The sequence below is a fragment of the Sediminispirochaeta smaragdinae DSM 11293 genome (genome assembly GCF_000143985.1).
GTDB classification, from domain to species: Bacteria; Spirochaetota; Spirochaetia; order DSM-16054; family Sediminispirochaetaceae; genus Sediminispirochaeta; species Sediminispirochaeta smaragdinae.
Window position 1 is genome coordinate 144,427 of record NC_014364.1, and the last position, 13,447, is coordinate 157,873.

The following is a 13,447-nucleotide window of genomic DNA, read 5'->3' on the forward strand; positions in this document are numbered from 1 at the left end:
TGATGAACGCAGTGGAGCGTTACCTTCTAAATCTTGATCTGAATTATGAAGAGGTTGCTGCAAAAACCTATATTATTCATGAGCCCGAAAAGGGACTTGAGAATGTTGCGGTTATGCTTGATGAACCCTTGGTGATTGTGCAGGTTAAGGTGATGGATGTTCCGTCTTCCGGCCGGGAACGATTTTTCAGGACATTATTAAACCTCAACGCAACCGATTTGATCCATGGCGCCTACGGTGTCAACGGGGACGAGGTTATTCTGATAGACACCCTTCGTTCGGCTACCATGGATCTCGAAGAATTTCAGGCCTGTCTTGATGCGATCGGTCTGGCTCTTTCGCAGCATTACCGAATTCTGTCGGATTTCCGATAATATTCAGAAGGAGAATCGTAGATGGGGTTCTTCCAACGATTCAGACGAATGATTAAATCTAATCTGAACGAAATGATCAGCAAGGCCGAAGATCCGGAAAAAATGCTTGATCAGGTTATCGTCGATATGAATCGGCAGATGATCGAGTCGAAAAAAAGTGTTGCCGGTGCCATTGCCGATGAAAAGAAGCTTGAGCGCCAATTGAATCAAACCATTGCTGCCGCTAGGGAATGGGAAGAAAAAGCAAAGCTTGCGGTACGGGCAGGGAAAGACGATCTCGCTAAGGAAGCTCTTTTACGGAAGCAGGAGTATATGGGAGAGGCCGCCCAGTATCGGGAGCAACTTGAGGGACAGCATGACTCGGTGGAGAAGCTGAAGCAGAGCCTTCGCCAGCTTCAACAAAAAATCGACGAAGCCCAGAGAAAAAGAAATCTTCTGATTGCCAGGGCAAAGCGAGCCAAGGCTCAGCAAAAAATGCAGGAGACTATCAAGGGCATTAATCAGAACAGTGCCTTTGAAGCGTTTGATCGACTCAGCGAAAAGGTCGACCGTATGGAGGCCGAGAACGAAGCGTATGAAGAATTGGATGCCCCGGTCAAGGATGATTTGGAGCGTCAGTTTGAAGCCTTGGAAGACGGTAGCGGCACGAGCGCCGACCTGTTGCTGGAGGATCTTAAGCAGCGGATGAAGCATGAAGAACCATCGTAATAATAACTCTTTTCGTTTTGTCGCAGCGGGAATTGATAGTGGAATTCGTATGCGCCTAAAGGAGGCGACCATTATTGATTCCCGTTTCCGTTTGAAAGAAATCGATCATTTTACTATTCCTCTCGAATACGATGGTCCCGTTATTCTTTTTTCTACCTTTGGAGTTCTCAGCAGTCCTATGTTGAATGAAATTATGGAAAGGGGATTTCCATTGATTGTTTCGGGGCCTGCTTCTTCGCTGCTGCGGGCTTTTGAGTTGGGCGTTGCCGATTACCTGAGAGAGCCTTGGTCGGTAGAAGAGCTTTTGGCTCGCTGTGGTCGGATTGCCTCTCGTTTCCCCATTCCCGTCTCCGACGGTCTTTTGACCATTACGAGCGAGGGTATAACCGGTCCCGGCGGTAGTGTCGATCTCAGTGCAGCGGAAGGGAAGTTGCTTCGGCTGCTGTGTAGCGTACCGGGACGATTGGTTGGTAGGATGGAACTTGCATTAAGAGTAGGGCTTGAGAATAGGTCGAGAGCCTTGGATGTTCACATTTGTCATCTGCGGAAAAAGCTTGTTCAGGCCGTTCCTGCTTGGGCAAATGCGCATCGGGGCCCGATTATTTGTGAGCGGGCAAAGGGTTACCGGTTTATCCCCTCGTGACTGGGATAACCTGTGGATAATTTGTATAAGAATGTGGATGAGCGTATCATATGATCAATTTTTCTAGTAAAGCCGAGTATAGAAATATTAATAAAGGAGTAAGGAATTGGGGAATGTCCTTGTAATTTTTTTAATGATAAAGAATTACATGCCTATTATGGAATTTCTTGCTATATAGAAAATTTAATTTTAAACAGTAGATGTAGATATTGTTAGCTATAAACCAATGGAGTTTTTTGTGGATGCTTGTGGATAACCTGTTATTAATGTTGCTCGTCGCACGCTTGCGTGGTAGAGTTTGATGGTGAAGAAGATAATTCTTACGCCCTTTGTCCATTTGCTTTGGTTCCTCGTAGTGTTTATAGTGGTTTTTTTCTTTATTGTTACATATGGAACCGTAGTTTCTTCGCTTCCGGGAACCCCCAATCCATCCTTGTTTCCCATTGCTGCAGATGCACTCTGGGATGCTTTTCTTATTGCAATGCCACTTTCGCTTTTTCTGGTGATTTTTTTTATTCGCAGGCGCCGTAGTTTTCGTTTCCTTTCGGGAATCATAACGCTTGTTACCGCAACCTTGTTGTATGCAGCATGTTTTATTGCTCTGCAAACACTTATCGCTCCCTCTCAGATAAGAAATGACCGGGGACCTCGTCAACTCTTCGTCGAAGGAATGTTTCATCGATTCGGCGACGTATCGCTCTATCCCTTTACAGTGAAGGATGATGGTAGCCCCGGTGAAAGTCTTTTGATACGCCCCGGAGAAAACCCTTGTTTTTCTCTACAAAGCGGTTTTTCGTTACAGCGCAGTGGAGCAGGGGTTTCTCTGGTCGCTTCCGACGGATATCGGTTGTCGTCACCCATGGTTAATCCCGTGGTTGAGCCCTATATTGAGCCGCCTGCGATCGTCTTGCGGTTATCATATGACTTAGAAACCAGCCGTGACGTATTATTGCGCGCCCGAGAGGATGGGCTCATGTTCTTTCTTCTTATGATCGGGGTTCAGTGTTGGTTTTGTATTCAGAGCTGGGTCATTGTGCGGGCGGGTAGATGGCCGCTCATGAATGCCGTACTTGGCATTGGACTTTTTTGGCTCTTTCTACGTGCTCATTGGTTTTTTGTATCTGATCTCTGGTTGCGTTTTCTTGATTGGCTTCCCTCTTCTCTGCCCTATACGGCCATTACGGCAGGAGCCTTTTTCTTCCTTGCCTTACCCCTCTTTTTCTGGAATATTTTCAGCAGCGGGGAGGCAGCGGGTCATGAGTAAATCGGCAACGGGAAGGTGGCTTTTTGTACTTGTGCTGTTTTGGCTTATCGCTTTTGGAGTTGCTTTCGGGTACGCATTTTTTACCTTTCCTGCCGATCACATTCTGCCGCTTTTCCGGCTGCCATGGAGTTTTTATACCGGCTTTGATCTCTGGATTGATTTCTTACCCGCCGTTACCTCGGCCTCCATGCTGCTCTCGTTCTCTTTTTTCTTTCCCACAATAGCTTCTTCGAATTCCGGAAAGATAAGCTTTTTCGGACGTATCTTTCCAGGAGTAATGGCCTGGGGGATTGTTTTTACCCTGCTATATGTGATCGGGGCCGAGCTGATCCTTCCTTCCTTAACAGAACGGAGGGAAGATATTGCGTATCAGAGTGAGAGGGCCGGAGAATGGGCACGGCAGGGGGCTGCTGCGGAGGCTCTTGCCGATTTTTCCGAAGCATATGACGCTTATAAAAGAGCTCTCGCCATCGACCTTGATAATCCTCTTCTTGTCGAAGATCTGGAACGGGTTGAGGGGCAGATCCCCCTTGCCGAACAAGGCTCTCCTCCCTCTTTTATAGAAAGTAAAACCGGCCCGACGAGGCAGGAGCTTGAGATGCAGGCCTCCGATGCGCTTGTGCTTGCGAAAAAGGCCTATGAGGACGAGGATTATTTTACCGCCCATTATTGGGCACTTCTTGCCGCGAGATGGGATCCCGAGCAAAAACCTACGGCAATGGGGATAGCAGGACGTTCCTGGGAGGCTATTGGGAAACTTTCTCCCGGCCAACGGGATGAAGAACGGTTCGGTCGATTTGCCAAGAAAATTGCAGGATACCAGGCTCTCGAACAGGGTGATGTGATTGAAGCATATCAGACATTTCTTGAACTTGCTGGAGATTCTGAAGCAAAATCCGATCCCGATATTGTCGAATTTCTGGAGCGTAGTCGGGAGGCTGTCGCTGATGTTTCCTATTCGGCGGAATTGGCGATTCAGGCCGAAGCGATGCCTGGTGTTCCCGATCTTCTGTTCCGCGATTCTTCAAACGGTCCCTTTATTGCTGCGGGAAAGATGGTATCCATCGAGGGGAAATCCTTTCTGCTCCATTTGGAGCTACTGGCATTGGATGATGACGGAAAACAGTTAGTGCATATCACGGCCCCTGCCGCGCAGTTTCATGGAAAAACCCTTTTGCTCAGAGGCATTGATCCGAACAGTGGTAGGATTGTAGATATTCCAGAAGAACTCTTTGCGCAGAGGCGGCTCTACCGTGGTAATGGCTGGATGCTGGACCTTGATCGTGGCCTTCTGGCACTATCTTCCGATCAGCGTGAAATAGCCGATTTCGGGTCTCAAAGTCACGACTTGGGTGTGAGCAATGCCGCCGCGCTGTTTCGCTCCTCGATCCGTGAGAGCCGTCACGGATACTTTCGATTTCCCGGGCAGCTTGAGCTTCTCTTCCGCGGGTCTATGCCCTTTTTGTTCCTGAATATAATGATCTTTTCCGTAGGATTGGGCCATTTCTTCCGGTTTCGGGGGGAACGTATCCCTATTTTCGGCTTTCTTTTTGTTCCCTTCGTGCCTTTCCTGATGAAATGGGCCATTGATCTGTTCTCATATGCCATGAGGCTTGTAACGGCATTATTGCTATTTTCCGTTTCTTTTTCTCTTGCCTTTGCCGCAATGCTGGTTTTTCACGGGATAATGCTCTTCGTGGTTTTGCTTTTTTCTGCTGGTCAACGTGATGCCTGATATGCGAAGCTTTGGAAAAGGGGTTCACTTAGCCTTTGAACGTTATCCGATGGAAGTGTTGATCGGGCTGTTGCTTGGGGTCTTGATTGGCTGGGGTGTGTTCGGATCGGTTATCGGTGCTCTGTGTGGATACTTTTTTCGGGTTCTTCGCAGACAACTGGCGGCTGAACGTAAAGAATGTAATCATGAAGGATCAATCCCAAGGGGAGCGCTTGATGGCGAGGAGCAAGAGGCAAGAAGACGGGCCCTCGCCGAAGCGTATCGGGTTCTTGGGGTTGATTCGGATAGCGAGGTCGAAGCGATCAGAAAGGTGTACCGTTCGCTTGCTGCATCTTTTCACCCCGATGGTATGGTAGCTCTCACCGATGAGCAGCGAAGGGACGCTGAGGAAGCCTTTCTGCGTATCCGTTCCGCATGGGAGTGTATTGCCCGGGATAGGGGAGTCCGCCCCTAATCTGCGGCTCCATCCCGCTCTATTCTTGCTCCCAGGCTTTTCAGTCTTTCTGCAAGCTTCTCATATCCCCTTTCGATCTGATAAACGTTGTGGATAATGCTTTTCCCTTCGGCACAAAGGGCGGCGATGACCATTGCCATGCCTGCCCGGACATCGGGACTGACCAGCTCTCCGCCACGGAGACGGCAGGGCCCGCTGACTACGGCCCGATGAGGATCGCAAAGGATGATTCGTGCACCCATGCCGATGAGTTTATCGACAAAAAACATCCGAGATTCGAACATTTTTTCATGGATCAGAGTCGTCCCCTCCACCTGCGTCGCGACTACCGTTATAATACTGGTAAGGTCTGCGGGAAATCCCGGCCAGGGGGCATCATCAATCTTGGGGATCATACCTCCGAGATCAGGAACGACCTTGAGGGACTGGCCTCCGGGGATATGTATGGTAGAACCGTCGGTTTCCCAGTGAATGCCCAATTTTGCAAAGGCGAGACGGGTCATACGCAGATGTTTTGGATCGGCTTCTTCGATTTCCAGATCTCCTCTGGTAACAGCGGCCAGGCCGATGTATGATCCTGTTTCCATAAAATCAGCACCGATGCGAAAATTGGTACCTTGAAGTTTTTTTACGCCCTTTACATAGAGGATGTTCGAACCAATACCGGTAATATTGGCTCCCATGGTGTTGAGCATGTTGCAAAGGTCCTGAACGTGGGGCTCACTTGCCGCATTCGAGATGATCGTTTCGCCATCGGCCAGTACCGCCGCCATGATGGCATTTTCCGTAGCAGTTACCGATGCCTCGTCGAGAAATATATCTTCACCAACAAGTTTGTTGGCCGTGATTCTGAACATACCATCGACTTCGATGCGACCACCGAGAGCACTTAAGGCAAGAAAATGGCTGTCTAATCGTCTGCGCCCTATCACGTCACCGCCGGGCGGGGGTAGCTGCACTTTTCCCGTTCTGGCAAGTAGCGGACCCGCAAAGAGAATCGAGGCCCGTATGCTTTTGGCCATATCCGATGGTATTTCACTGGAGACAATATCGCTTGCCTTGATGTGATATACTCCCCTTTTCTCTTGTGTAACCGTCGCACCTAATTTTTCCGCAATCTCAAGCATGACCGAAACATCTTCGATGTCCGGGATATTGTGCAAAACAATCTCTTCCTCGGTCAGAAGAGAGGCCGCGATGCAGGGGAGCGCTGCGTTTTTATTCCCACTTGCCGTAATGCGGCCACCTATCGGATAACTTCCATCTATTGTATACGTGCTCATAACAAAAAGAATGTAGCCGACGTTGGCAAATTTAGCAAGGTGGCTTGCTACCTGACGATGATCCTGTACTGTGGCGCAACAAAAGGGTTTTTGCTAATGGCAATTTCCATTCTGCATAGGAGGCTTTCACTGTTTTTACATATCAATCGAAGGTCGAGAGGAACACTCTTGCCGGAACTGCTATCCAGAGAGAAGGGATTTTCCAGAATGGGAGGATAAATGATAGAGACAATCTCATCGCAATAATCCAGACCACTTTCGAGACTGTTTTCGTCAAGGGGTGTAAATATGCGCTTTAGAAGGTCATTGCTCTTCTGCAGTTCCACAGGCCGGGAGAGATACGGGGTAAGCTTTTGCGGGGTGCCGGTGAGGATTGCTTCTTCCACCAGGGAAAGGAAGGCATTGAGATTCCTTACTATATTTGTTGCCCCTGCTTCGCCGAAGTTTGTTCCATTCCAGCGATACCAGGTAAGGAAGGTTTCGTAACCGGTGCCTTCTTCGATCCCTTTGTGCCATTCTACGATGTCGAGAAGGCCGTCTTCATCAATATCTTCCACAAAGCTGCCGATGCTTACCGATCTGTGCATCGAAAAAAGCGAAAATTGATTGTAGCTTGAGAAGATCACCCATTCTATGGCTAAACCGTCGTGATTTTGAAACGCGGCTTCTACGGCATAGGGGTAGAGGGCGTTTTCCCGAAGATGAAAAGCCCTAAAACCATCGAGGACCATGCGCCCGCCGAAAGGAATTCGGTACATGGATATAAGCTTGCCCCTAATTTGAAAGTACACGGAAAGATAGTAGTTTACCGACTTTGCTTGGCTCTGGTAGAGCCTTTTTACATTTCCAAGATCACTCTGAAAGATAGACTGGCCATTCTGCTCCACCGTAAGAACGAAAGCGTCATCCTCTCCGTTTTGGTCTATGTCCTGAATAGCCAGCAGCGGCGTTCCGTTGTTCCTTCGCACCGGGGTGAATCGTTGGCCGGCAGCCTGAATAACAGAGAGCATCAACTGCTCTTTACTCATCGCTTTCGGAGGGGCTGCAGATTCTTCGCTCCGATCCGTGGACGCTTCCTGTTCCCTTGTCGCTTCTTGCTCTCCTTGTTGTGAGGAAGAAATCGTCCTTTCTCCCTCACGTTCCTTCGTCGCGGCATGTTCTGCCAGGCCTGTTTCGGCAGAGGAAGTGCTTGGGGGAGGCTGCTCTTTTATCGTTTTTGGCGTACTTCCACAACCAAGAAGCAGTATTCCCGTCAATACCAGCGAAAAAAAAAGTATCTTGGAAAACCGATTTTGAGGGCTCACGCCGCTATCCTATCAGTGTAGCCCCCTTTGCGCCATCACTTTTTTCGGGTATGATCCATTTCATGGCTGATGTACGTGATTACATTAGATTGTTTGATACGAACAATGTGCTTAAGTGGTTCTTTCTTATCATGCTCTGCGGCCTTGTCCTTGTCGGAGAGGCGGTTGTCCTTCTTTTTGCTGTAGATCGCTTTAGCCGTTATTATGTGCTTGCCTGCCTGACCGGAAGTGCCGTTATCGGACTGCTTTTGACCTGGCCGGCCGTGCATAGAATCGTAAAGCATATCAGGAAGGACATTGCAGAGGGGGAATTCCCCGAACATGATATGGAACGTCTCTTAGGGACCATTGCCTCGGGAATTTTCATGCTCATTCCCGGCTTTGTTACCGACTGTCTCGGACTTATTATCTTTTTCTTCGGTCTGCGTCGTCCCGTCGGTAAACTTATCATGATGAAAAACAGGGATCGACTCTTTCAGGCCTATGAGTATCTGAAACTTTACGATTAGCTATAGATTCCTTCGTCGCATTTTCTCGATGAACAGCAAAATTCCGTAAAGGATGTACCTTAAAAAGGAAAACCAGCGCCACGGTCGAATTATTACTGCGGGAATCCACCAACTGTTGCGTTCCCAGCTTTTATTTGAGATGCGTTGTCGTTTTCCGCTGAAAATCTTGAAGCAACCGTCACAGAAGAGACTGATACCGAAACCGAAGGACCTTTCGTGCCGTTTCAACCAGAGGGCTTTTCCCTTCAGCCCGTCGCCTGCCAGTAGGATGGTCGGCCCTGCTTTCTTGATTGCTGTGATCACATCCCTTTCAATATCTTTTCGAAAATAGCCGGCATAACGGCCGACCAGCCGAAGTCCGGGAAAGGAGTCTCTAACATTACCGAAGGCCTTCTGAAGGGCATCGGGGCGACTCCCTACCAGATAGAGTGTTCCTCCGATTTGTTCGATGGCACCAAGTAATTTGATGACGAAGGCAAAGGGATTGTGACGGTGGGGAACCGGGAGCTTGAGAAATCGTGCACCGGCAAGGATAGACTTCGATGTGGGAACGACAAGACTTGCCGTTCTAATCATATCCGCGTATTCACCTTTTCCCCGTGCCCTCATTAAGCCCCGAAAATCGAGAAATACTATCTGATGTTTACCATTGTCGGTTGCCAGTCTCCGTATTGTTTCTCCAAATCGTTCTTCATCAATATCATCTACGGGGACACCGAAAATTTGTATCCGGTTTTGATCGTTCATTGGACCAATCTCCATATATCACGCTCAGCCACAAGAGCCCTGATAGCTGCCAGGCCATAAATTGCGGCGGTTTCCGCCCTGAGGATGTTCCCGGAAAAAAAGAGCGGGCAAAAGCCGGCTTGTAAAAACATCTCGCTCTCTTTCGGGGAAAAGCCCCCCTCCGGCCCAACCGCTGCCGTTATTGAGCTGATCTCCCCAGAAAGATATCCATGAAGCGAACCGTTTGCAATAGGCCGTTCGTGAAAAAAGAGTTTAACCTCCCTTCCTCCACCCTGAGGTCTCGGCATCGGAGGATCTTCTATCACCTTTTTTAATGAACGGGGAAGCAATAGGGTTGTTCCTGTGGCTCCACTTTGTTGGATCGCTTCTCGGACGATTATTTCCCACCGTTTTTGTTTTTTTTCCGCTTCTCCGGGAGTAAATTGGGGCACCGAGCGGTCGGTAAGCACCGGTATGATGAAATCAGCCCCCGCTTCCGTTGCCTGTCGGATAACCTGATCCATCTTCTTCCCTTTTAAGATCGCCTGATAGAAGATAATCGGAGGAAAATCGGGGCCTTGTTCGGGAAGTTCACGAAAACACGCCTCCACTTCCCTTGCAGATGCCTCTTCCTCCCTCCTTAGGCTGAGGGTACAGGGGGTTTCCGATTCAAGAGTGATAAGATAGCGTTTGCCCCGGCTATCCTGGCCCGGAAATACCGCTCCCTGCGAGAGACGAAGCACCCGAAGCAGGTAATGGGCCCTCTCGGGGGCCGGGGAAAAACGCTTACCTGAGGCAAGCTTCGTCTCACTATCATCTAGAACGAAAGTACGCATAGGAAGAACCCTATCCAAAGATTTGGACTGATACGGTTCTGCTCCTCGGCCCGTCGAATTCGCAGAGATAGATCCCCTGCCAGGTCCCCAAGGGGAGAGCACCTTCGGTAATTGGTATTGTCTGCGAGAAGCCGAACATACTGGACTTGATATGCGCAGCGCTGTTTCCTTCCATGTGATGATAGGCGTCCTTCCAGGGGACTATCTTGTCCAGTTCAGCCATAATATCATGTTTGACCGCAGGATCGGCATTCTCGTTGATGGTGACGGCACAGGTGGTATGGGGAATATATACCATGCATATGCCGTTGCGCACCCCGCTTTCCTGCACGGCGGACGTTATCTTGTCGGTGATATCCACCATATCGCTTCTACCTGAGGTTTTGATGTTTAGAACTGTTTCCCATCTGTTCACTGTTTCTGCTCCTGAGCCAGCGTTCCCGTCGTTGGCTGAATTGCTCCGGTCTCCAGTAATGAAACGGCTTTTTTCAGCACCGGATCGTAATCAAGATCGTAGACCGGCGGCTGGTCCATTCTTCTGAACACCTCACCCCTGATCAGTCGCATCAGCAAATCGAAGGGGAGTGTTATTTCTTCTTCCTGCTGCAACCGTCTGGCAAAGGCTTTCTGTTCCTGTTCGCTGGGTTTGGGGTTTCCATTCACGAAATTTTCCACAAGATGCTCTTCGAAAAGTTTCTTGAGAGATGCATTTTCTTCGTCGTTAAGCTCCGGTTCTGCGATTTTCAGGTTCGGTTCGATCCCCGTTCCGTTGATGTTTACTCCGGATGGTGTGTAATAGCGACTGATGGTAAGCTTGAACCCTTCCCTGCCCAGAGGTACCACCGTCTGAACCAGCCCCTTTCCAAAGCTCGTATTTCCGATGAGATAGCCTCTCCCCGTATCTTTAAACGCCCCTGCGAGAATTTCCGATGCCGATGCAGATCCGCCATCTATCAGAATCGCTATCGGTACATCTGCGGCTACTTCCAACGATGAGGTTGCGTTAAAGACCTTGTTCTCTTCCGCAATCCTTCCCTTCGTGCTGACGATGGGGCCGGAGGAGAGAAACATATCGATGATATTAACCGCTGCATTCAGAAGCCCCCCTCCATTGCCTCTGACATCGATAATGAGAGAGTCGTACCCCTGGCTGTTGAGGGTCTTTAAGGCCTCTCTGACCCTCGGTTCGGTATAGGGGGAGAATTGAATGATGCGTATATAGCCGATCCTGCCGGGAATCATTGCTTCTTTTACCGTGGGAATTTCGATACTTGCGCGGGTGATTGTCACATCGAAAATGATATTCTTTCCCCGCAGTATGGTTACCGTTACATCGGTGCCGGGGAGCCCTTTCATCTTCCCCGAAGCATCGTCGGAGGTCATATTCTCCGTCGACTGGTCTCCGATCGCGATGATGTAGTCCCCGGAATGAATTCCCTTTCGGTATGCCGGGGTATCTTCGATTGGAGAGACGACCTTTATGAAAGGAAGATCCTCTTTCGTGGTATCAAGCTCTGGCCACTGATCGGGAATCTTCATGACCTTTCCTTTGTCCTTTTCATCGACGGGAACGGGTCGTGCAATATAGAGGCCGACCCCGCCGTATCGTCCGACCGTGGTATTGTTGTTCAGATCTTCCATGTCGTCTTCGGAGAGATAGTAGGACCATGGGTCGTCAAGGGTATCGAACATACCGTTCAGGGCCCCTTCGTAAAGCTGCTTCGGATCTACCTCGTCGACGTATGCCTGAAGAATGTACTGAAAGATATACTGAAATCTGGCAAGGTAGTTTTTCACCTCAACCGATGACGACGATTGTGCCGAAAGGGTGGGGGTGATGATTAAGAATAAGGAAAAGCTTACGGTAACGATGGCGACCATAAGCCAGGCGAGTCTATTTCGTATCTGTTTCATTGGAGTACCTCATCTTTTGTTATTCTCTAGGTTCCGTATAATTTGTCAAGTTATTGACGCCCCGGTGGCCTGCGGCGTACACTTTTTTCATGATTAAGAAACTTGTGCTTCTTCTCATCGTGCTCTGGGAAGCTTTTCGCGCCGTCGGACTCTTTTTTTCTGCCGTTGCGCTCCTTAACCCAACATACCGTACGGAAACAACACTACTTATGGGATGGCTTTTTTCCGGTTCTCTCACTGTTTTGGCGACCGAGGCCTTACTCCTTTTTCGTGGGCCGACGGCCCAAGGTGGTCGTATTTTACCCGGCATCGCCGCTCTCGGCAAGTTTGTCACGCTTTTGCCCGGCATTATGCTCTTTTTATTGCTTTCCGGAGTGGGACCCCAGCAGGATCAGACCCCGCTTCTGCTGTTTCCCTTTCGAACCATCATCGCTTTGGTGAGTTTTGTTGATTTGCTTTGCATCGGCTTTCTGTTATTATTACTGAAGGACGGGTCTGGTACATCTCGTCCCGATTCTGATTATCGTTTCACTGTTGTTGAGGAGGAATAGATGCGAATCTTGCCGATTGCAAGCGGTAAAGGAGGCGTCGGCAAATCTCTTGTCGCTGCGAATCTTTCCATTGCCCTCGCCCAGTCCGGAAAAAAAGTCGTTCTTGCTGATTTGGATCTGGGAGCTTCGAATTTGCATCTCATTCTCGGAGTGAGGGCCGTTCAGCAGGGCATTGGGACGTTTCTGACCAACGCTGAGATCGAATTTGAAGAGGTTATTCTTCCTACCGATTATCCAAATCTACGGTTTATCCCCGGAGATGCTGAAATTCCCGGTATGGCCAACCTGAAAAGTTCTCAAAAGGCAAAGTTGATTCGGAAACTTAGGACAATCGAAGCTGACTATATCATTATCGACCTGGGCGCCGGTACTAGCTACAATACGCTCGATTTTTTTCTTTCCAGTTCTCGAGGGATTATCGTCACCGCACCAACCTTGACGGCTACGCTGAATGCCTATCTTTTCCTGAAAAATTCCGTTTTCAGACTTATGAATGGAGCTTTCCGCAAGAGTAGTCCTGCAGGAAAGTATATTGAGAATCTTCAACGCGAGGGAACGCCGCTCCAGCGGGTGTACATCCCCCGATTATTGGAACGGATCATGGAAGAGGATCCTGACAGCTATAAAAATTTCGCCCGCAGCATGGCGAATTTCCACCCAATGCTGGTTCTCAATATGCTGGAGGACCCCGAGGACGGGAAAAAGGCGGCAAGAATCCGTCGTTCCTGTAAACAATACCTTGATGTAGATATGGAGCATCTGGGGGTGCTTTACTTTGACCATCTTCAGGAGATTGCTTTAGGAAGTCGAATTCCTATTGTCGCATATAAACCCCAGTCGGTTTTGAGCCAGGGGATTTATCGGATTGCCGATAAATTGATCCAGAAACAGGACGAGGGAGAAAGTCCTCTTGATCTGATGAGTCTTGAAGAGAGTTATCAGGTTGCCGAGATGGAGGCTGAGATCGATTTTGAAGCAAAGGTCCAGGATATGGAGAACCTTCTCCACTCCGGTGCCCTTACCCGGGGAGATCTGATTGATACGATTCGGTCTCAACAATATGAGATATCAACATTGAAAAAAGAGAATCAGCTGTTAAAATCAAAATTACTGAAAGCAGCGGAAAACGGTTTTCAGATATAACGA

15 protein-coding genes are annotated in these 13,447 nt (G+C 49.0%); 9 read left to right on the plus strand and 6 right to left on the minus strand.

The genetic code is table 11. The features are described from left to right. Positions 1-2 precede the first annotated feature (2 nt). From SPIRS_RS00715 to SPIRS_RS00740, 6 genes are all read left to right on the plus strand, one after another. Positions 3-374, plus strand: coding sequence for a type III secretion system chaperone family protein (locus SPIRS_RS00715; protein ID WP_013252762.1), 372 nt, complete (start codon positions 3-5; stop codon positions 372-374). 21 nt (positions 375-395) lie between these two features. Further along, positions 396-1,082 (plus strand): PspA/IM30 family protein, encoded by a 687-nt coding sequence (locus SPIRS_RS00720; protein WP_013252763.1) that lies wholly within the window; start codon positions 396-398, stop codon positions 1,080-1,082. Then, the gene (locus tag SPIRS_RS00725) at positions 1,066-1,725 is read left to right on the plus strand and encodes a response regulator transcription factor (RefSeq protein ID WP_013252764.1); all 660 of its coding nucleotides are present in this window, start codon (positions 1,066-1,068) and stop codon (positions 1,723-1,725) included. Before SPIRS_RS00720 ends, SPIRS_RS00725 begins: the two co-directional genes overlap by 17 nt. A 301-nt stretch (positions 1,726-2,026) precedes the next feature. Next, positions 2,027-2,989, plus strand: coding sequence for a hypothetical protein (locus SPIRS_RS00730; RefSeq protein ID WP_013252765.1), 963 nt, complete (start codon positions 2,027-2,029; stop codon positions 2,987-2,989). Further along, positions 2,982-4,724 carry a hypothetical protein gene (locus SPIRS_RS00735; protein WP_013252766.1) on the plus strand — a complete coding sequence of 581 codons (1,743 nt, stop codon included), beginning with the start codon at positions 2,982-2,984 and terminating at the stop codon, positions 4,722-4,724. The genes SPIRS_RS00730 and SPIRS_RS00735 overlap by 8 nt, the downstream gene beginning before the upstream one ends. A gap of 1 nt (position 4,725) precedes the next feature. After that, positions 4,726-5,178 carry a J domain-containing protein gene (locus SPIRS_RS00740; RefSeq protein ID WP_245537655.1) on the plus strand — a complete coding sequence of 151 codons (453 nt, stop codon included), beginning with the start codon at positions 4,726-4,728 and terminating at the stop codon, positions 5,176-5,178. Here SPIRS_RS00740 and murA read toward each other — a convergent pair. Together murA and SPIRS_RS00750 are read right to left on the minus strand one after the other, a co-directional pair. Further along, complete coding sequence (murA, locus tag SPIRS_RS00745; RefSeq protein WP_013252768.1) at positions 5,175-6,461, minus strand: UDP-N-acetylglucosamine 1-carboxyvinyltransferase; 1,287 nt, start codon at positions 6,459-6,461, stop codon at positions 5,175-5,177. The two genes, SPIRS_RS00740 and murA, sit on opposite strands and share 4 nt — an antisense overlap. Before the next feature lie 47 nt (positions 6,462-6,508). Continuing rightward, positions 6,509-7,765, minus strand: a complete 1,257-nt coding sequence (locus SPIRS_RS00750; RefSeq protein WP_013252769.1) for a hypothetical protein — start codon at positions 7,763-7,765, stop codon at positions 6,509-6,511. A gap of 62 nt (positions 7,766-7,827) precedes the next feature. Here SPIRS_RS00750 and SPIRS_RS00755 point away from each other — a divergent pair, with 62 nt between their 5' ends. Then, on the plus strand, positions 7,828-8,274 hold the full coding sequence (locus tag SPIRS_RS00755; protein ID WP_013252770.1) for an FxsA family protein: 447 nt from the start codon (positions 7,828-7,830) through the stop codon (positions 8,272-8,274). Here the strand turns inward: SPIRS_RS00755 and SPIRS_RS00760 are convergent, their stop codons facing one another. The 4 genes from SPIRS_RS00760 to SPIRS_RS00775 are packed head-to-tail and all read right to left on the minus strand — an operon-like array spanning position 8,275 to position 11,750. Next, positions 8,275-9,021 carry a WecB/TagA/CpsF family glycosyltransferase gene (locus SPIRS_RS00760; protein WP_013252771.1) on the minus strand — a complete coding sequence of 249 codons (747 nt, stop codon included), beginning with the start codon at positions 9,019-9,021 and terminating at the stop codon, positions 8,275-8,277. Further along, positions 9,018-9,836, minus strand: a complete 819-nt coding sequence (locus tag SPIRS_RS00765; RefSeq protein ID WP_013252772.1) for an RsmE family RNA methyltransferase — start codon at positions 9,834-9,836, stop codon at positions 9,018-9,020. The genes SPIRS_RS00760 and SPIRS_RS00765 overlap by 4 nt, the downstream gene beginning before the upstream one ends. Positions 9,837-9,846: 10 nt before the next feature. Continuing rightward, entirely contained in the window at positions 9,847-10,251 is a 405-nt protein-coding gene (locus SPIRS_RS00770; protein WP_013252773.1) for a secondary thiamine-phosphate synthase enzyme YjbQ, read from the minus strand. Next, positions 10,248-11,750 (minus strand): S41 family peptidase, encoded by a 1,503-nt coding sequence (locus tag SPIRS_RS00775; protein ID WP_013252774.1) that lies wholly within the window; start codon positions 11,748-11,750, stop codon positions 10,248-10,250. The genes SPIRS_RS00770 and SPIRS_RS00775 overlap by 4 nt, the downstream gene beginning before the upstream one ends. A gap of 89 nt (positions 11,751-11,839) precedes the next feature. Here SPIRS_RS00775 and SPIRS_RS00780 point away from each other — a divergent pair, with 89 nt between their 5' ends. Together SPIRS_RS00780 and SPIRS_RS00785 are read left to right on the plus strand one after the other, a co-directional pair. Then, on the plus strand, positions 11,840-12,301 hold the full coding sequence (locus SPIRS_RS00780) for a hypothetical protein (RefSeq protein WP_013252775.1): 462 nt from the start codon (positions 11,840-11,842) through the stop codon (positions 12,299-12,301). Beyond that, positions 12,302-13,444, plus strand: a complete 1,143-nt coding sequence (locus SPIRS_RS00785) for a P-loop NTPase (protein ID WP_013252776.1) — start codon at positions 12,302-12,304, stop codon at positions 13,442-13,444. The last annotated feature ends 3 nt before the right edge of the window (positions 13,445-13,447 follow it).

Bases quoted from the DNA above. Each gene is read 5' to 3' on its own strand.
- SPIRS_RS00715 (WP_013252762.1), top strand. From the start codon at position 3: ATGAACGCAGTGGAGCGTTACCTTCTAAATCTTGATCTGAATTATGAA.
- SPIRS_RS00720 (WP_013252763.1), top strand. From the start codon at position 396: ATGGGGTTCTTCCAACGATTCAGACGAATGATTAAATCTAATCTGAAC.
- SPIRS_RS00725 (WP_013252764.1), top strand. From the start codon at position 1,066: ATGAAGAACCATCGTAATAATAACTCTTTTCGTTTTGTCGCAGCGGGA.
- SPIRS_RS00730 (WP_013252765.1), top strand. From the start codon at position 2,027: ATGGTGAAGAAGATAATTCTTACGCCCTTTGTCCATTTGCTTTGGTTC.
- SPIRS_RS00735 (WP_013252766.1), top strand. From the start codon at position 2,982: ATGAGTAAATCGGCAACGGGAAGGTGGCTTTTTGTACTTGTGCTGTTT.
- SPIRS_RS00740 (WP_245537655.1), top strand. From the start codon at position 4,726: ATGCGAAGCTTTGGAAAAGGGGTTCACTTAGCCTTTGAACGTTATCCG.
- murA (WP_013252768.1), bottom strand. From the start codon at position 6,461: ATGAGCACGTATACAATAGATGGAAGTTATCCGATAGGTGGCCGCATT.
- SPIRS_RS00755 (WP_013252770.1), top strand. From the start codon at position 7,828: ATGGCTGATGTACGTGATTACATTAGATTGTTTGATACGAACAATGTG.
- SPIRS_RS00760 (WP_013252771.1), bottom strand. From the start codon at position 9,021: ATGAACGATCAAAACCGGATACAAATTTTCGGTGTCCCCGTAGATGAT.
- SPIRS_RS00765 (WP_013252772.1), bottom strand. From the start codon at position 9,836: ATGCGTACTTTCGTTCTAGATGATAGTGAGACGAAGCTTGCCTCAGGT.
- SPIRS_RS00775 (WP_013252774.1), bottom strand. From the start codon at position 11,750: ATGAAACAGATACGAAATAGACTCGCCTGGCTTATGGTCGCCATCGTT.
- SPIRS_RS00780 (WP_013252775.1), top strand. From the start codon at position 11,840: ATGATTAAGAAACTTGTGCTTCTTCTCATCGTGCTCTGGGAAGCTTTT.
- SPIRS_RS00785 (WP_013252776.1), top strand. From the start codon at position 12,302: ATGCGAATCTTGCCGATTGCAAGCGGTAAAGGAGGCGTCGGCAAATCT.